The following is a 17,635-nucleotide window of genomic DNA, read 5'->3' on the forward strand; positions in this document are numbered from 1 at the left end:
CACGACGATGAACGACGGCGCCGGCCCCGAGGGCTGGCGCCATTTTTTGTCAGCACTGTCCGATGCCCAAACGAAGTCCTGCTGCTAGATGGACGCCTGGAAAGCAGGAGCGAGAGCATGGACATGCGCAACATCTTGGTGCGGCCGGCGAAAACAGAGGACTTCGCCGCGGTAAAGCAGGTGTTGGCCGATACGTTCGAGAGCACCTGGCGGCCGGAGATCACCGAAGCGGCTGCCGAACGCTACCTCTCGTCCGATGTCGGCGGCCGTTATGTCGATGAAAACGGCCCTGCCTTCTGGGTCGCGGAAGTCGACGGCCAGGTCGCCGGCATGGTCCACTGGAGCGGCGACTTCATCGAAGCATTGCACGTCTCCGGCAGATTCCAGCGCCTCGGCCTCGGCAGGCTGCTGCTGGCGCGGGCCGAACAGGAGATCGGCAAGGCCGGTTTGCCGAAAGTACGGCTCGAAACCGATACGTTCAACCAGCAGAGCCAGGCCTTCTACCGCGCGCTCGGCTATGTCGAGACGGCAAATTATCCCGACGAGGAATGGGACAGCGGGCTGACCACTGTGCTGTTCGTAAAGTCGCTCGGTCGCGGAGGGTGACAGGACAGGAATCGCATGGGTTGAGCCCCGGTGCGCAGTTGCACGCCTGCCCCTGAATTGCCTCTTTCTCGCCCTCAAGATGCCAGTCGAATCAGCGACTTACCGCGCCATGAGACGGGAACAAGAGACTTTCATCACACGTGGCCACGAACCGGCGATCGACGCCCTGCTAAACAGGTCGGAGACCGGTTCGATCGTCGACCGGCTGATGGCATTGCCGCCGTCGCTGGAGCCTGAGCTTTCCGACGAATGGACCCGGGCGGTTGCGTCACGCCTCGAGGCCATATTGGCCCAGAGCATGCGTTCTCGCATCGACGGTGTCGTCAACCAGGCGGCCTGATCCCAACAGCGTGGTTTGACGAAGCCAGGGAGGTCGGCCATCCTCCTTGCATGATACGCGCGGTGCTGCTCGATCTCTCGGGCGTCGTTTATGACGGCGACACGCCGATACCGGGCGCGGTCGCTGCCATCGGGCGACTCCGCGCCGAGGGCCTGCCGATCCGCTTCGTCAGCAACACGACGCGTTCACCGCACGGGGCGATCGTTGCACAACTTGCCAACCTTGGCGTCTCCGTCAGCAGTGACGAGCTGTTCACGCCGGCGCGTGCCGCGGTCGATTGGCTCGCCCGCGAAGGCTGCGCGCCCCATCTCCTGGTGCATCCCGACCTCGTGCCCGAATTCGCCGGCAACATGTTCGGCGACAGGAAGGCGGTGGTGGTTGGCGATGCCGCCGAGGCCTTCACCTATGCAGCGATGAACGCCGCCTTCCGCCAGCTGATCGATGGTGCTGAGTTTCTAGCGCTTGCCGTCAACCGCACCTTCAAGGATGCCGATGGCGGGCTCAGTCTCGATGCGGGCGCCTTCGTCGCGGCGCTCGAATTTGCGGCCGGCAAGCAGGCGACGGTGCTGGGCAAGCCTGCGCGGGACTTCTTCCATGCCGCGTTGGCCGGGTTGGACTGCCTGCCGGGACAGGCGGTGATGGTCGGCGACGATGCCGAAAGCGATGTTGCGGGTGCCTTGAAGGCCGGCATCGGATCGGCGCTTCTGGTGCGCACCGGCAAATATCGCGCCGGTGACGAAAGCCGCCACGCGCCGCACCCGAGCGCGGTCGTCGACGATCTCGCTGCGGCGGTCGACTGGCTCCTGGCCCATCGCGGCTAGCTCTTGCGCATCCTCACCGGCGGCGTGCCGAAGGCATGCGAAAAGCTGCGGGAGAATGCGGCGGCCGATGAGAAGCCGGTGCGCTCCGCCACCTCGGCCATGCTGACGCGCGTGTCGACCACCAGTCTTCGCGCGGCATTCAATCTCAGCCTGAGATAGTAGGCGCCCGGAGTTTCGCCGATCGAGGCGCGGAAGATGCTTTCGAGCGTGCGTGCGGTCACGCCGGCACGTTTTGCAATCGCGGCGATGGTCAGCGGCTGGTCGACATGTGCTTCCATCAGCCGGATCGCCTGGGCGAGGCGCGGGTCGTAGCCGTCGAGCCGGCCAAGCGAGACCAGCGGCTGCGCGTCGGTGGCGGCACGCGACTGGTCGTAGATGAAGACGCTGGCGACATCGAGCGCGGTGGCCATGCCGAGCCGCGAGCGTACCAGATGCAGCATCAGGTCGAAGGTCGGAGCCGCACCGCCCGAGGTGAACACCGCGCCGTCGATGATGTAGCGGTCGGGGCGGACCTCGACGTCGGGGAAGGCGGCGGCGAAATCCTCCATGTCTTCCCAATGGGTGGTGGCGGCACGGCCTTCCAAAAGCCCGGCACGCGCGACCAGCCAGGTGCCGGCCTCGATGCCTCCGGCCGCTCGCGCCTGGCGGGCACAGCGCCTGATGCCGCCGAGCAGCTTAGAGGTGGTGTAGCCCTGGGTGCCGAAGCCGGCGATGACCATCAGCACGTCGCAGGGCTCGTCTGGGTCGAAGGCGCCGGATACCGCGACCGGCAGGCCGCAGGTGGTGATCGCCGGCTCGCCTGTGGCGGATACCAGCCGAAAGTCGAAATGCGTCTCACCTGATATGCGGTTGGCCGCACGCAGCGGGTCGACGGCTGATGCCACGCACATGATCGACGCGCCGGAGAAAACCAGCATCGTCACCTTGAGCGGCGAGCGCTCCTCGCGAAAGATTGTCGGCTTTTCGCTTTTTGCCATTTGGCTTTCGTAAAATGCAAAACAAGACGACGCAAGCGGCGCAATGATCCGTCAAGTTTCGTAAGGGAGGAATGCGATGCCGCTCGAGATGAACCGTGAGGTTTTCATTACCTGTGCCGTGACCGGGTCCGGCGGCACGCAGGATCGCAGCCATCTGGTGCCGCGTTCGCCCAAGCAGATTGCCGACTCGGCTATCGAGGCAGCCAAGGCCGGTGCTGCCATCGTCCACTGCCACGTCCGCGACCCAGAGACCGGCAAGCCGCGCCGCGACATCCATCTTTACCGTGAGGTGACCGAGCGCATCCGTGAAGCCAATGTCGACGTGGTGTTGAACCTCACCGCCGGCATGGGCGGCGACATGGTGTTTGGCGGCGTCGAAAGCCCGCTGCCGCTCAAGGAAGCCGGCACCGACATGGGCGGCGCCACCAACCGCGTCGAGCATGTGCGCCAGTGTCTGCCGGAGATCTGCACGCTCGACTGCGGCACGATGAACTTCGCCGAGGCCGACTACGTCATGACCAACACGCCGGGCATGCTGCGCGCCATGGGCGGCATGATGACCGCGATGGGCGTGAAGCCCGAGATCGAGGCCTTTGACACCGGTCATCTATGGTTTGCCAAGCAACTGGTCGAGGAGGGCGTGCTTGCGCCCGACGCGCTGGTGCAGCTGTGCATGGGCGTGCCGTGGGGTGCGCCCGACGACCTCAATACCTTCATGGCGATGGTCAACAACGTGCCGAAGAGCTGGACCTTCTCGGCCTTCTCGCTGGGCCGCAACCAGATGGCCTATGCGGCCGCAGCGGTGCTGGCCGGCGGTAATGTGCGCGTCGGCCTCGAGGACAATCTCTGGCTCGACAAGGGCGTGCTCGCCACCAATGCGCAACTGGTCGAGAAGGCGGTCACCGTCGTCGAGACCCTGGGCGCGCGGGTCATCGGACCGGAAGAGGTGCGCAAGAAGCTGAACCTCGTCAAGCGGGCACCGCTGGCGGCCTGATGGTCGCAAGTTCAAATCTGCCGGGAGGGGCATGTTCATGAACACAATTTCCAAAGCAGCCGCCATTGGCGGCGGGGTGATCGGCGCGGGTTGGGTGGCGCGGCTGCTGCTCAATGGCATCGACGTGTCGATCTTCGATCCGGACCCGGAGGCTTCGCGCAAGGTCGGCGAAGTGATGAAGGGCGCGCGCCGCGCCTACAAGCAGATGGTACCCGACGGCCTCCCCAGAGAAGGCAAGCTGACCTACGCCAAGACAATCGCCGAGGCGGTGGCGGACGCCGATTTCATCCAGGAAAGCGTGCCTGAGCGACTCGATCTCAAGCACAAGGTGCTGGCCGAGATCGACATGCATGCGCCGGCCAATGCGATCATCGGTTCGTCGACCTCGGGCATCAAGCCGTCCGACATGCAGGTGGCGATGAAAAAGCATCCCGAAAGACTGGTTGTCGGCCATCCGTTCAACCCGGTCTACCTCCTGCCCATCGTCGAGATCGTCGGTGGTATCAAGACGTTCCCCGAGGCCATCGAGGTCGCCAAGGAAATCTATTCCTCGATCGGCATGAAGCCGGTTGTCATCCGCAAGGAGATCGAAGCCTTTGTCGGCGACCGCCTGCTGGAAGCGGCCTGGCGCGAGGCGCTGTGGCTGATCAAGGACGGAATCTGCTCGGTCGAGGAACTCGACGACATCATGCGCTACGGCTTCGGCCTGCGCTGGGCTCAGATGGGCATGTTCCAGGTCTATCGGGTCGCCGGCGGCGAGGCCGGCATGCGCCACTTCATGGCTCAGTTCGGGCCCTGCCTGCAGTGGCCGTGGACCAAGCTGATGGATGTGCCGGAGTTCAACGACGAGCTTGTCGATCTCATTGCCACGCAGTCGGACGAGCAGTCCGACAAGTGGTCGATCCGCGAACTGGAAAAGATTCGCGACGACAACCTTGTCGCGATCATGGATGCACTGTCGAAACAGAACAAGGGCAAGGGCTGGGGCGCCGGCGCGCTCTACAAGGACTACACCAAGCAGCTGTCCGCGCAGGCGAAGCCGAAGGTGTCGAAGGCCGCCGAAAAGGCCAAAGCGGCCAAACCGGTAAAAAAGACGGCAAAAAAGGCTCCGGCCAAGAAGAAGGGCTAAGCCATGCATTTCGGTCTGTCGGAGGAACAGCAGCTCATCGTCGACACGACGCGTGCGTTCGTCGAGAACGAGCTCTATCCGCATGAGCAGGAGGTGGAGCGCACGGGTCATCTCCGGCGCGAGCTGATCGAGGATATCAAGGCAAAGGCGATCACGGCTGGGCTTTATGCCGCCAACATGCCGGCCGATGTCGGTGGCGCCGGGCTCGATACGCTGACCTGGCTGCTCTACGAAAAGGAGCTTGGCCGAGCCAACTATGCACTGCACTGGACCTGCGTGGCGCGGCCGTCGAACATCCTGCTCGCCGGCACGCCGGAGCAGCGCGAAAAGTATCTCTTCCCCTGCATTCGCGGCGAGAAATCGGACTGTCTGGCGATGACCGAGCCGGGCGCCGGTTCCGACCTGCGCGGCATGAAGGCGTCAGCCGTCGAGAAGGGTGGCGACTGGGTGCTGAACGGCACCAAGCATTTCATCTCCCACGCCGACATTGCAGATTTTGCCATCGTCTTCATGGCGTCGGGCGAAGAAGAGACGTCGCGTGGCAAACGCAAGAAGATCACCGCCTTCTTCGTCGACAAGGGCACGCCTGGCTTCACTGTCCGCGACGGCTACCGCAACGTTTCGCATCGCGGTTACACCAATTCGGTGCTGGAGTTCGACGATTGCCACCTGCCGGCGAGCCAGGTCCTGGGCGAGGTGCACAAAGGTTTTGAAGTCGCCAACAGCTGGCTGGGCGCGACGCGCCTGCAGGTCGGCGCCACCTGCCTCGGCCGCGCCGAACGCGCATTGAACCATGCCGTCGAATACGCCGCCCAGCGCCAGCAGTTCGGCCAGCAGATCGGCAAGTTCCAGGGCGTGTCGTTCAAGCTGGCCGACATGGCGACCGAGCTCAAGGCTGCCGAGCTGATGGTGATGGAGGCAGGCTGGAAATACGACCAGGGCACGGTCACCGACCAGGACATGGCGATGGCCAAGCTCAAGGCTACCGAGATGCTGGCATTCGTCGCCGATGAAGCGATCCAGATCCACGGCGGCATGGGCCTTATGGACGACCTGCCGCTGGAGCGCATCTGGCGCGACGCCCGCGTCGAGCGCATCTGGGAAGGCACTTCGGAGATCCAGCGCCACATCATCTCCCGCGCGCTGCTCAGGGCGGTGGGCGGATGATCTCGGGGCTGCGCAGGCGGCAAGGAAAGTTTGACCTTGCTCTTCGGGGCAAGGTGGCCCGCAGGGCCGGGTGGGGGTGGAAATGAGTAGCTCGACTTTGACCACCTCCACCCCGAAGCCTGCAGGGCGAACGCGGCTCGAGCGTTTGCTGCGGCCGAAGTCGATTGCCGTGTTCGGCGGCTCGCAAGCCGCCGCCGTGGTCAAGCAGTGCCGGAAGATGGGCTTTGCCGGCGACCTCTGGCCGGTGCATCCGACCAAGGACGAGGTCGAGGGCATCAGCACCTTTCGCTCGGTTGCCGAGTTGCCGGCCGCCCCCGACGCCGCCTTCGTTGGTGTCAACCGCTTCCTGACCATCGAGGTGATCGCGCAACTTGCCGCGCGCGGCGCAGGCGGGGCGATCTGCTTTGCCTCAGGCTTCCTCGAGGCCGGCAACGACGATGCCGATGGTGAGCGGCTGCAGGCCGAGCTGGTAACGGCCGCCGGTGCGATGCCCGTCATCGGACCCAATTGCTATGGCCTGATCAACTATGCCGACGGCGCGCTGTTGTGGCCCGACCAGCACGGTGGCCAGAGGCTCGCGCCTGATGGGCGCGGCGTTGCCATCATCACGCAATCGTCCAACATCGCCTGCAACCTGACCATGCAGAAGCGAGGCCTGCCGGTTGCCTTCTTGATGACGGCCGGCAACCAGGCGCAAACAGGCCTCTCCGAGATGGCGTTGGGCCTGATCGAGGACGAGCGCGTGTCGTGCCTCGGCCTGCACATCGAGGGTTTCGACACGGTCGACGGCTTCGAGCGGCTGGCTGCGCGCGCACGTGAACTGAACAAGCCGATCGTCGCCATGAAGGTTGGCCGCTCCGAGCAGGCGCGCAAGGCGACGATCTCGCACACCGCGTCGCTCGCCGGCTCCGACGCCGCGTCGGATGCCTTCCTCAAGCGGCTGGGCATCGCCCGTGTCGATACCATCCCGTCACTGCTCGAAACGCTGAAACTGCTTCATGCCTTGGGACCACTGCCCGGCTTCACGCTGTCGTCGATGAGTTGTTCGGGTGGCGAGGCCTCCGTCATGGCCGACAGTGCCGAGGGCCGGCGGGTGCGTTTCCCGGCGCTTAAGCCTGACCACTATGCGCGGATAAAATCGACGCTCGGCGCTTTTGTGGCGGTCGCCAATCCGCTCGACTACCACACCTTCATCTGGAACGACGAACCGGCGATGACGGCCACTTTCACCGCCATGGCATCTGGTAGCTTCGACCTCAACATGCTGGTGCTCGACTTCCCGCGTAACGACCGTTGCTCGGATGCCGACTGGTGGCCGACGGTGCGCGCCTTCGAGGCGGCGCTGAAAGCCAATGGCGCGTCTGGCGCGGTGGTGGCGTCGATGTCGGAGAACCTGACCGAGGAGCACGCCGCCGACCTGTTTGCGCACGGCATCGTGCCGTTGCAGGGCATAGCGGAGGCGATGGATGCGGCGGAGGCTGCGGCGATGATTGGCGAAGCGTGGGCAAGGCCGGTTGCTGCGGCAGTCGGTGGCGCCTACGCGGGGTCGGAGGGGGGCGGTGCCCCAACCACCCTCGACGAAGCCGCCGCCAAATCACTGCTGCGGGATGCCGGCCTTGCCGTGCCGGCAGGCCGCCGCGTCGCAAGTGTCGGCGAGGCGATCGCGGCCGCCGACGCGTTGGGCTATCCTGTCGCGCTCAAGGCGCTCGGCGTCGCCCACAAGAGCGAACTCGGTGCCGTCAGGCTCAACCTGCGGACCGGCGAGGACGTCGGCGCGGCGGCTTTAGCCCTGTTGCCACTCGGCTTCGGCCTCTATGTCGAAGAGATGGTCTTGGGCGGCGTGGCCGAGCTGATCGTCGGTGTCACCAGCGATCCGCTGTTCGGACCGGTCATGACCATCGGCAGCGGCGGCGTGCTGGTCGAATTGCTCAAGGACAGCGCCACGCTGCTGCTGCCCGCCGCGCGCGGCGAGGTCGAGGCGACGCTCAAGGGGCTGAAGATGTATCCGTTGCTCCAAGGCTATCGCGGCCGCGCCAGGGCGGATGTCGGTGCCGCAATCGATGCGATCATGGCCATATCAGGCTTCGTGTCCCATCATGCCGATGCAATCGAGGAACTCGATATCAATCCGCTGATCGTCTGCGGTGAAGGGCAGGGCGCCTGGATCGCGGATGCGCTGCTGGTTACGGCCTAGAGGGAGAGAGAAATGTCGGACGTCGTGAAAACCCGCAGGGAGGGCGTGATCCTCGAGGTCACGCTCGACCGGCCCAAGGCCAACGCGATCGACCTCGCCACGTCCCGGCGGTTGGGCGAGACGTTCAAGGCCTTCCGCGACGACGACGGCCTGCGTATCGCCATCGTGAAGACAGCGGGGGAAAAGTTCTTTTCCGCCGGATGGGACCTCAAGGCAGCGGCCGGCGGCGACGCGGTCGACGGCGATTATGGCGTCGGTGGTTTCGGTGGACTGCAGGAACTGCGCGACCTCAACAAACCGGTGATTGCCTGCGTCAACGGCATGGCGGTCGGCGGCGGCTTCGAGCTGGCGCTGTCCTGCGACCTGATCTACGCCTCCGAACATTCGAGCTTCGCACTGCCCGAGATCCGCGCCGGCACGCTTGCCGACGCTGCGACCATCAAGCTGCCCAAGCGCATTCCCTATCACGTGGCGATGGACCTTCTGCTCACTGGGCGCTGGATGGACGTCGCCGAGGCGCATCGCTGGGGCCTGGTCAACGAGGTGCTGCCGGCCGACAGGCTCGAGGATCGTGTCTGGGAGATCGCCCGCCTGCTCGCCGGCGGTCCGCCGCTGGTCTTCGCCGCCATCAAGGAGGTGGCGCGCGCGGCCGAGGGCACCGGCTTCCAGGAAACGATGAACCGCATCACCAAGCGGCAGTTCCCGACGGTCGACGAACTCTACGCCTCGGAGGACAATCTCGAAGGCTTCAAGGCGTTTGCGGAGAAGCGCGATCCGGTGTGGAAGGGGAAGTAAGTTCGTGGAGATACTTGCGTTCCTTCGCGCCCCCCTCTGGCCTGCCGGCCATCTCCCCTTCAAGGGGGAGGTCAGGCTGTGATCGGTGTCCCGCCCACCTGCAAACCTTTGCACCGGTTAGGACATTCTTGCAAAGCTGCAGGAAGTGGCGCGAGGTCGGCGCGCTCAATCTCCCCCATTGAGGGGGAGATGGCCAGCAGGCCAGAGGGGGGCAACGTAGCGCGGGGCAGCTCCCACGGTGCGCGCGAATGACCGACTATACAAAACTCATCGATGCCGAGACCTGGGCCTTCATCGATCGCACCAACGCCTACTATCCGCCCGATACCATCGACTACACCATTGTCCAGCAGCGTGAGATCTACGATCGCATGTGCCGGGAGTTCTTCGCCGGCTATCCCGAGGGCGTGTCGGCCGAGACGACGGCAATCACGGCGCCAGCTCACGATGTGCCTATCCGCATCTACCGCCTCGCCGGCAAGGCGCCGGAAGCGGTGGTGCTCTATTTCCATGGCGGCGGCTTCATCCTTGGCGGGCTCGACAGCCATGACGATGTCTGTGCCGAGCTGTGTGGCCGCACCGGCTACGAGGTCGTGTCGATCGACTACCGGCTGGCGCCCGAGCACTTGCATCCGGCTGCTTTCGATGACGCCCTGGCCGCCTTCGAATGGGCTACGGCCAAATTCAGCCAGCCAATCGTGCTCGCCGGCGACAGCGCCGGCGGCAACATCGCTGCCGCCGTCAGCCACGCGACGCGCGGCCACAAGCGTCGTGCGGTCGGGCAAGTGTTGGTCTATCCGGGCCTTGGCGGCGATCGAGCACGCGGTTCCTACGTCGTCCACGTTGAGGCGCCGATGCTGACCATGCGCGATCTCGAATTCTATAAGGACATCCGCACCGGTGGCGAGGACCGCACCGGCGACATCACGCTATCGCCGCTGGCCGACGCCGACTTCGCCAATTTGCCGCCGACTGTCGTCATCACGGCCGAATGCGACCCGCTGTCGTCTGATGGTGAGGCCTATGGCGAACGCATTGTTGCCGCTGGTGGCAAGGCCTTCTGGCATGAGGAGCCGGGGTTGGTGCACGGCTACCTGCGCGCTCGCCACACGGTCGGCCGTGCCCGCCAAAGCTTCACGCGCATCGTCGACGCGGTGGCCGCGCTGGGGCGCGGCGAGTGGGTGTGGTGACGAGCTTCCTTCTCCCCGTTGACGGGGAGAAGGTGCCGGCAGCCGGATGAGGGGCGGCGCCCACTTCCCAGTGCCGATTTGCCTCGACCGGCCGCTTCGTGGCCACCCTCTCTCCGCAAACGGAGCGAGGGACAGGGTGCGCCTCAATTCCCAGCGCTTGCCATCCTGCGTCCGCCGATCGCCTTTTCCAGCCAGCCGATCTCCATCTCCGGCACCGACGACAGCAGCAGGTCGGTGTAGGCGTCGAAGGGCGGCTTCAGCACTTCGGACTTCGGCCCGTAGCGCACCACTTCGCCGCGATACATGACGGCGATGGAGTCGGCGATCGACTTTACCGTCGCCAGATCATGGGTGATGAACAGATAGGCGACGCCCTCTTCGGCCTGCAGCCCGAGCAAAAGCTTGAGGATGCCGTTGGCGACCAGCGGGTCGAGCGCGCTCGTCACCTCGTCGCAGATGATCAGCCTCGGTTTTGCCGCCAGGGCACGTGCAATGCAGACACGCTGTTTCTGGCCGCCCGAGAGCTCGGCTGGATAGCGGTCGATGAAGCCGCGCCCCATCTCGATCTTGTCGAGCAGTTCGGCGACCCTGACATCGCGTTCCTTGCCGCCCATGCCGAAATAGAACTCCAGCGGGCGGCCGATGATGGTGCCCACTGTCTGGCGCGGGTTCATCGCCACGTCGGCCATCTGATAGATCATCTGCAACTCGCGCAGGTCGTCGCGGCTGCGGTCGGCGAGGCGGTTGCCGAGCGTGCGCCCGGCAAAGGTGATGCTGCCTTCCTCGGGCGGCAAAAGGCCGGTTATGGCGCGCGCCAGGGTCGACTTGCCCGAGCCTGATTCGCCGACGACGGCGAGCGTCTGGCCGGGCAGGATGTCGACCGAGACGTTCTTCAGCACCTTGATCTTGCCGCCGCCATAGGCGGCCGTCACGTTCCTGACCGACAGGAAGGGGGAAGCGCCCGGCTTCTTTTCCTCGTGCGCGATCTCGTGCACCGAGACCAGCGCCGAGGTGTATTCCTGGCGCGGCTCCTTGATGATCTGCTGCGTGCCGCCCCATTCGACCAGCTTGCCATGGCGCAGCACCATGATCTCGTCCGAGACCTGGGCGACGACGGCAAGGTCGTGGCTGATGTAGAGCGCGGCGACACCGGTGTCGCGGATCGCCTCCTTGATGGCGGCAAGCACGTCGATCTGGGTGGTGACGTCGAGCGCCGTCGTCGGCTCGTCGAAGACGATCAGGTCAGGCTCGGAGCACAGCGCCATGGCGGTCATGACGCGCTGCAACTGGCCGCCCGAGACCTGGTGGGGGAAGCGCTTGCCGATGTTTTCCGGATCGGGAAGGCTGAGCTTCTTGAACAGCGCAACCGCGCGCCGCTCGGCCTCTGCCCGGCTCGACACGCCGTGCAGGATCGAAGCTTCGACCACCTGGTCCATCAGGCGATGCGCCGGGTTGAAGGCCGCCGCCGCCGACTGCGCGACATAACAGACCTCGCGCCCGCGCAAAGCGCGGATGCCTTTCGTGCCGCCCTTGCGGATGTCGCGGCCGTTGAGGATGATCTCGCCGCCGGTGATCTTCACGCCGCCGCGGCCATAGGCCATGGACGACAGGCCGATCGTCGATTTGCCGGCGCCGGATTCGCCGATCAGTCCGAGCACCTTGCCCTTTTCGAGCGTCAGCGACACGTCGTGCACCAGCGTGATAGTGCGCGGGGCTTCGCCGGGTGGGTAGACCTTGGCCTCGATCCTGAGGTTGCGGATGTCGAGCAAGGGGCCGGAGCCGTTCGCAGGTGCCTTAGCCATTGCCGCGCCCTCCCTTGAGATCGGTGGTGCGGTTGAGCACCCAGTCGGCGACGAGGTTGACGGAGATGGCGAGCGCCGCGATCGCAGCGGCCGGGATCAGCGCTGCCGGGATGCCAAAGACGATGCCGTCCTTGTTTTCCTTGACCATGCCGCCCCAGTCGGCATCCGGCGGCTGAACGCCGAGGCCGAGGAAGGACAGTGCCGACAGGAACAGCACGGCATAGATGAAGCGCAGGCCGAGTTCGGAAATCAGCGGCGACAATGCGTTGGGCAAGATCTCGCGGAAGATGATCCAGCCCTTGCCTTCGCCGCGCAGCTTGGCTGCCTCGACGAAATCCATGACGTTGATGTCGACGGCCACCGCCCGCGACAGGCGGTAGACACGGGTGGCGTCGAGGATGCCCATGACCAGTATTAGCGTCACCAATGTCGATGGCAGCACCGACAGCACGACGAGCGCGAAGATCAGCGTCGGAATCGCCATCAACAGATCGACGAAGCGCGACATGCCCGTGTCGAACCAGCCGCCGACGACGGCCGCGGTGAAGCCGAGGATCGCGCCCAGCGAGAACGACAATGCCGTCGCCATCACGGCGATGAAGATCGTCGTGCGCGCGCCGAAGATCATGCGCGAGAGGAGGTCGCGGCCAAGATTGTCGGTGCCGAGCAGGAACTGCGACGACATCGGGGCCCAGACGTCGCCGACGATCTCGCCCAGGCCGTAAGGTGCGATCAGCGGCGCGAAGATCGCCGCGATCAGGAACAGTGCGGTCAGCACCAGCCCGATCGCGGCGCCAAGGGGAATATTTTTCAGGTCAAGCATGGTACGCCCCTCACTTCGGATGCCTGAGGCGCGGATTGGCCACGATGGCGGCAATGTCGGCGATGATGTTGAGGCCGATATAGACGGCAGCGAAGATCAGCCCGACTGCCTGCACCACCGGCACGTCGCGCTTGGCGACATGGTCGACCAGATATTGCCCCATGCCGGGGTAGACGAAGATCACCTCGATGACGACGACGCCGACGATGAGGAAGGCGAGGTTGAGCATGACGACGTTGATGACCGGCGCAATCGCATTGGGGAAGGCGTGCTTGCGGATGATCTCGAAGGGCGACAGGCCCTTGAGCTCGGCGGTCTCGATATAAGCCGACTGCATGACGTTGAGGATAGCCGCCCGCGTCATGCGCATCATGTGGGCGAGCACCACCAGCGTCAGCGCGGTCGCCGGCAGGGCGATGGCCTTCATGCGCTCAAGGAACGGCATGCCGTCATAGACGGTGGAGATGCCGGGGAAGATCTGCCACTTCACGGCGAAGAAGTAGACGAGCAGGTAGCCAACGAAAAACTCCGGCAACGAGGTCGAGGCCAGCGCCAGGCCTGAAATGGTCTTGTCGATCCAGCCGTTGCGGTAGCGCACGGCAAGCAGGCCGAGGATGATGGCCAGCGGGATCGACACGATCGCCGCCCAGAAGGCGAGGAACAGCGTGTTCCACAGTCGCCCGCCAATGGCGGTGGCAATGTCTTGGCGGCTCGAGAGGGCAGTGCCGAGGTCGCCGGTCAAGACGCCGCCGAGCCAGCGGAAATACCTGACATAGGCGGGCGCGTTGAGGCCGAGCTCCTCGCGCAGATTGGCCAGCGCCTGCGGCGTGGCCGACTGGCCGAGAATGGATTGGGCGACGTCGCCGGGCAGGATCTGGGTGCCGGCGAAGATCAGGACCGAAACGGCCAAAAGCAAGAGAAGGCCCAGCGCAATGCGCTGGGCGATCAGTTTCAGGATCGGATTGGACATACGCTCAATGCCCTATCAGGCGTTGAGCCAGCACTTGGACAGTGCGTAGCCGCCCATCATCTCCTGGTTGCCGTCATCGACCCAGCCGCCGACCTTAGCGCTGGTGGCGTCGATGAAGTCGTTGAACATCGGCGTGATGACGCCGCCTTCGTCGCGCACGATCTGGCCCATGTCGGCATAGATCTTCTTGCGCTTCTCCGCGTCGAGTTCGGAACGGGCGGCAAACAGCATCTTGTCGAAGTCCTCGCGCTGGAAGCGCGTGTCGTTCCACTCGGCCTTCGAATAGTAGGCGGTCGAGTACATCTGATCCTGCGTCGGGCGTCCGCCCCAGTAGGAGGCCGAGAAGGGCTGCTTGTTCCAGACCTCCGACCAGTAGCCGTCGCCGGGCTCGCGCTTGACCTCGAGCGTGATGCCGGCCTTGGCGGCGCTCTGCTGGTAGAGTTGGGCGGCGTCGACAGCACCTGGGAAGGCGACGTCGGAGGTGCGCAGCAGCACCGAGCCGGAATGGCCCGACTTCTTGTAGTGGAAGGCGGCCTTGTCGGGATCGAACTTGCGCTGCTCCATTTCGGTGAACAGCGGATAGGCCTTGTTGATCGGCGTGTCGTTGCCGACCGAGCCGTAGCCCATCAGAATCTTCTGCAGCATCTCCTCGCGGTCGAGCGCGTATTTCAGCGCCAGCCGGAGGTCGTTGTTGTCGAAGGGCGCGGTGTTGCAATGAGCGATGAAGACGTAGTGGCCACGGCCGGCGACATTGCGGATGACAACGCCCGGCACGCGCTTGATCAGCTCGACGATCTTCGGCTCGACGCGGTTGATAATGTCGACCTGGCCCCCCTGCAATGCAGAGGTGCGAGCCGTGGCATCGTTGATGACGATGATCTCGATCTGGTCGGCAAAGCCGCGGTCGTCGCGCCAGTAGTTGGCGAACTTCTCGCCGCCGAGGCGTACGCCGGCCTCGTTGACGGTGATCTTGTAGGGGCCGGTGCCGATGCCGGCGTCGGGCTTGTCCTTGCCGCCATTGGGCTGGATCATCAAATGATAGTCGTCGAGCAGGAAGGGCAGGTCGGCGTTGGCGTCCTTCAGTTCGAAGATGACGTTCTGGCCGTCGGCCTTGACCGAGGCGATGCCGCCCATCAGGCCGAGCGCGCCGGACTTCGCCTTCTCGTCGGAGTGGCGTTCGATGGTGGCGACGACGTCAGCCGGCGTCATCTCCTGGCCGTTGTGGAACTGCACGCCCTTGCGGATCTTGAAGGTCCAGGTCTTGGCGTCGTCGGACGCACCCCATTCCTCGGCCAGCGCCGGCTTGGGCTCGCCCTCGGGCGAGATCTGCACCAACTGCTCGCCCCACTGGCGGCCGAAGAAATATGGCACCTGGCTCGACCAGGATGCCGGGTCGAGGCTGTCGGTGGCCGCGCCACCCTGCATGCCGGCGCGCAGGATGCCGCCTTTCACAGGACCTTCGGCCTTGGCGGCGCTGGCCAGCAACGAGTTGGCGAAGGTTGCCGCGACGCCCAGGGCCGCGGCGCGGCCCAGGAAATCGCGACGGTTCAATTTGCCCGCAGCGACTCGGCGGCTCAGATATTCCAGTTCATTTGACATTGGAAAGGCTCCTCACTCTGGCGGTCGTTATTGCTCGACTTCTGGTGGCAATATTGACCGTAACGTAAGGGCATCGGCAAGGCCGAATGCGACATCGAGTGGCGCATTCGCCATGTCGCATTCGGAACAGTCGTTCTGAACGTCAGATGTGGTCGCGAGCGACGATCTCGCTGAAATTGCGCTCGAAAACCAGAATCTCGCCTTCATAGGCCTCGATGCGGCCGGTGAGATGGAAATTCTCACCGTCCGAACGCATGGTGGTGAAGGTTTCGGTCCTGACCGACCAATTGTCGCGTTTCAGCGTCTGGGTCCAATGGGTATCGCCATGGGCCGCGAGAGGGTCGGCAGGATCGATGCTCCAGGACTCGCGGGCGACCTCGCCGACCGCCAGTCCATGGTCGAGATCGCGGGTCTCGCCGAAGTCGTCGACGATGCGAAGAGTGACCTTGCCGTCCGCGCGTTCGACCTTGCGGAGGTGGCTGTCCTCGCGCAGCGTTTCGATCTTCCAGGGGGTGGCGCCTTCCGGTTCCTCGAACGTCCATTCGTCGCCTTTGCCCGAGGCCCGCACCGGCAGCTCGATCGCGCCACCTTGGATCGTCAGCGTCACCTCTTCCGGCGACGGCCAGACCAGCGGCCAATAGGTCGAGGATATGGAGACGCGCAGCCGGTTACCTGCAGCGACGCGGTAGGCGATGTCGTCGAGCTTGAATGCGATCTCCATCGTCTCGCCTGACACTACGTCCTCGGGGAACTCATGGCTGTTGCGGTGGCAGAGGTTGAGCACGCCATAGGTGATACGCGTCGAGGCACCGTCGGGCTGGACGTCGCACAGGCGCACCGCCGCCATCGCCCGCCGCCGGTCGGCGGCAAGCTTCAGCCGGATGACCGGGCTGCCGACGATGTCGAGCGGTGCCTCGAGTGCGGCACCGTCGAAGCAGGCCGACTTGGCGTCGTCGGCGCGCTGGTCTCCCGGCAGTTCCGGCCCGAGCCAGATGGCGCAGTATTCGCCGCCATCCATGCCGCAATCCTGCGGCGAGTTGATCGACACCGGCGCCTCCAGCTTGACGCCCTCGGCCAACATGCCGTTGGTGCCGAGCGCCAGGGTCCTGGTCGCGATCTCTGGCGAAGGCCATTGCCGCTCGGCGATCCAGCGGCCCTGGCGCTCCAGATACCACTCGCGCGGCGGCTCGGACTCCATGACGTAGAGCCGCATCGCCGGATCGTCTTCGACGCCGGTCTCCTTGCCCTTCAACCAGTGGTCCCACCAGCGCAAAGCCTCCTGCAGGAAGCCGATGGCCGGCTTCGGCACGGCGAAATGCGGATATTTGTGCACCCATGGCCCGGCGATGCCCTTGACCGGCGCCTTGAGGTTGCTGACCAGGCGCGAAACGGTGTTCTTGTAGGAGTCGCCCCAGCCGCCAATGGCGAGCACGGCGGCCTTGATGGCCGAGTAGTCCTCGTTGAGCGAGCCGCGCTTCCAGTAGGCGTCGCGACGTTGATGGTTCAGCCAGTGTGCGGGCAGGAAGGGCTCATGCTCCAGCCGGTCTAGCCACATATCGCGCCACTTTTCACCGACCAGCGCCGGATCCGGCGGCCTGGAGGAGTAGGACAGCATGGTTGCGCCCCAGCCCATGTTCTCGTTCAACAGCAGGCCGCCTTTGTAGTGGATGTCGTCGGCGTAGCGATCGTCGGTCGAGCACAGCGTGATGATCGCCTTCAGCGCCTTGGGCAGGAGGGCCGCCACCTGCAGGCCGTTGAAGCCGCCCCAGGAGATGCCCATCATCCCGACCTTGCCGTTGCACCAGGGCTGGCTTGCTGCCCAGGCGATGACGTCGCAGGCGTCCTGCCACTCCTGGTCGGAGTATTCGTCGTCCATCAAGCCTTCGGAATCGCCGTTGCCGCGCATGTCGACGCGGATCGAGGCGTAGCCATGGCCGGCGAAATAGGGATGGGTCAGGCAATCGCGGGTCGTGGTGCCGTCGCGCTTGCGATAGGGCAGATGCTCGAGGATGGCAGGCACCGGGTCCTGATCGGCATCCGCCGGCATCCACACCCGCGCCGACAGCCTGGTACCGTCGGGCATGACGATGCCCATATCGGGAAACTCGACGATGTCGCGCGGAAATTCGGTGATGGTCTTCATGCTTGGCTCCCTGCGCCATCAGTACGATGCAGGGTGGCTGACGCAAGTGTCATGCGTGGGCCAGCGAACGGAATTCACTGGCCAA

The 17,635-nt window shown here is 64.8% G+C and carries 15 protein-coding genes; 9 read left to right on the forward strand and 6 right to left on the reverse strand.

The annotated features are described in order from the left end of the window. Window positions 1-117 precede the first annotated feature (117 nt). The 3 genes from SLT36_RS08680 to SLT36_RS08690 all read left to right on the forward strand — a co-directional run bounded on the left by SLT36_RS08680 (window position 118) and on the right by SLT36_RS08690 (window position 1,767). Window positions 118-606: a GNAT family N-acetyltransferase gene (locus SLT36_RS08680; protein ID WP_432286868.1), complete on the forward strand. Its 489-nt coding sequence runs from the start codon at window positions 118-120 to the stop codon at window positions 604-606. Window positions 607-715: 109 nt separating this feature from the next. Continuing rightward, the gene (locus SLT36_RS08685; protein ID WP_432286869.1) at window positions 716-946 is read left to right on the forward strand and encodes a hypothetical protein; all 231 of its coding nucleotides are present in this window, start codon (window positions 716-718) and stop codon (window positions 944-946) included. Window positions 947-1,008: 62 nt separating this feature from the next. Next, window positions 1,009-1,767 (forward strand): TIGR01458 family HAD-type hydrolase, encoded by a 759-nt coding sequence (locus tag SLT36_RS08690; protein WP_432286871.1) that lies wholly within the window; start codon window positions 1,009-1,011, stop codon window positions 1,765-1,767. On the opposite strand, the gene SLT36_RS08695 is transcribed toward SLT36_RS08690, so the two are convergent. Then, on the reverse strand, window positions 1,764-2,744 hold the full coding sequence (locus tag SLT36_RS08695; RefSeq protein ID WP_432286872.1) for a GlxA family transcriptional regulator: 981 nt from the start codon (window positions 2,742-2,744) through the stop codon (window positions 1,764-1,766). The two genes, SLT36_RS08690 and SLT36_RS08695, sit on opposite strands and share 4 nt — an antisense overlap. Window positions 2,745-2,820: 76 nt before the next feature. Here SLT36_RS08695 and SLT36_RS08700 point away from each other — a divergent pair, with 76 nt between their 5' ends. The 6 genes from SLT36_RS08700 (at window position 2,821) to SLT36_RS08725 (ending at window position 10,213) form a co-directional block, all read left to right on the forward strand. Further along, entirely contained in the window at window positions 2,821-3,738 is a 918-nt protein-coding gene (locus tag SLT36_RS08700; protein ID WP_184701328.1) for a 3-keto-5-aminohexanoate cleavage protein, read from the forward strand. Between the two features lie 37 nt (window positions 3,739-3,775). Next, entirely contained in the window at window positions 3,776-4,867 is a 1,092-nt protein-coding gene (locus tag SLT36_RS08705) for a carnitine 3-dehydrogenase (protein WP_432286873.1), read from the forward strand. 3 nt (window positions 4,868-4,870) lie between these two features. Then, the gene (locus SLT36_RS08710) at window positions 4,871-6,034 is read left to right on the forward strand and encodes an acyl-CoA dehydrogenase family protein (protein ID WP_432286875.1); all 1,164 of its coding nucleotides are present in this window, start codon (window positions 4,871-4,873) and stop codon (window positions 6,032-6,034) included. Between the two features lie 82 nt (window positions 6,035-6,116). Further along, window positions 6,117-8,228, forward strand: a complete 2,112-nt coding sequence (locus tag SLT36_RS08715) for an acetate--CoA ligase family protein (protein ID WP_432286876.1) — start codon at window positions 6,117-6,119, stop codon at window positions 8,226-8,228. A gap of 12 nt (window positions 8,229-8,240) precedes the next feature. After that, complete coding sequence (locus SLT36_RS08720) at window positions 8,241-9,023, forward strand: carnitinyl-CoA dehydratase (protein WP_432286878.1); 783 nt, start codon at window positions 8,241-8,243, stop codon at window positions 9,021-9,023. A gap of 248 nt (window positions 9,024-9,271) precedes the next feature. After that, window positions 9,272-10,213, forward strand: coding sequence for an alpha/beta hydrolase (locus SLT36_RS08725; protein ID WP_432286879.1), 942 nt, complete (start codon window positions 9,272-9,274; stop codon window positions 10,211-10,213). Window positions 10,214-10,356: 143 nt separating this feature from the next. Here SLT36_RS08725 and SLT36_RS08730 read toward each other — a convergent pair whose 3' ends face one another. The 5 genes from SLT36_RS08730 to SLT36_RS08750 all read right to left on the reverse strand — a co-directional run bounded on the left by SLT36_RS08730 (window position 10,357) and on the right by SLT36_RS08750 (window position 17,550). Continuing rightward, window positions 10,357-12,015 carry an ABC transporter ATP-binding protein gene (locus tag SLT36_RS08730; RefSeq protein WP_432286881.1) on the reverse strand — a complete coding sequence of 553 codons (1,659 nt, stop codon included), beginning with the start codon at window positions 12,013-12,015 and terminating at the stop codon, window positions 10,357-10,359. Then, on the reverse strand, window positions 12,008-12,838 hold the full coding sequence (locus SLT36_RS08735; protein ID WP_432286883.1) for an ABC transporter permease: 831 nt from the start codon (window positions 12,836-12,838) through the stop codon (window positions 12,008-12,010). The genes SLT36_RS08730 and SLT36_RS08735 overlap by 8 nt, the downstream gene beginning before the upstream one ends. A gap of 10 nt (window positions 12,839-12,848) precedes the next feature. After that, on the reverse strand, window positions 12,849-13,808 hold the full coding sequence (locus SLT36_RS08740) for an ABC transporter permease (protein WP_067958016.1): 960 nt from the start codon (window positions 13,806-13,808) through the stop codon (window positions 12,849-12,851). Between the two features lie 15 nt (window positions 13,809-13,823). Continuing rightward, a complete protein-coding gene (locus tag SLT36_RS08745; protein ID WP_432286885.1) occupies window positions 13,824-15,407 on the reverse strand; it encodes an ABC transporter substrate-binding protein in 1,584 nt (527 codons plus the stop codon). A 142-nt stretch (window positions 15,408-15,549) separates the two neighbouring features. Next, window positions 15,550-17,550 (reverse strand): CocE/NonD family hydrolase, encoded by a 2,001-nt coding sequence (locus SLT36_RS08750; protein ID WP_432286887.1) that lies wholly within the window; start codon window positions 17,548-17,550, stop codon window positions 15,550-15,552. Between the last annotated feature and the right edge of the window lie 85 nt (window positions 17,551-17,635).

It is taken from the genome of Aminobacter sp. BA135, assembly GCF_050859125.1.
In the GTDB taxonomy this organism is placed as follows: domain Bacteria; phylum Pseudomonadota; class Alphaproteobacteria; order Rhizobiales; family Rhizobiaceae; genus Aminobacter; species Aminobacter ciceronei.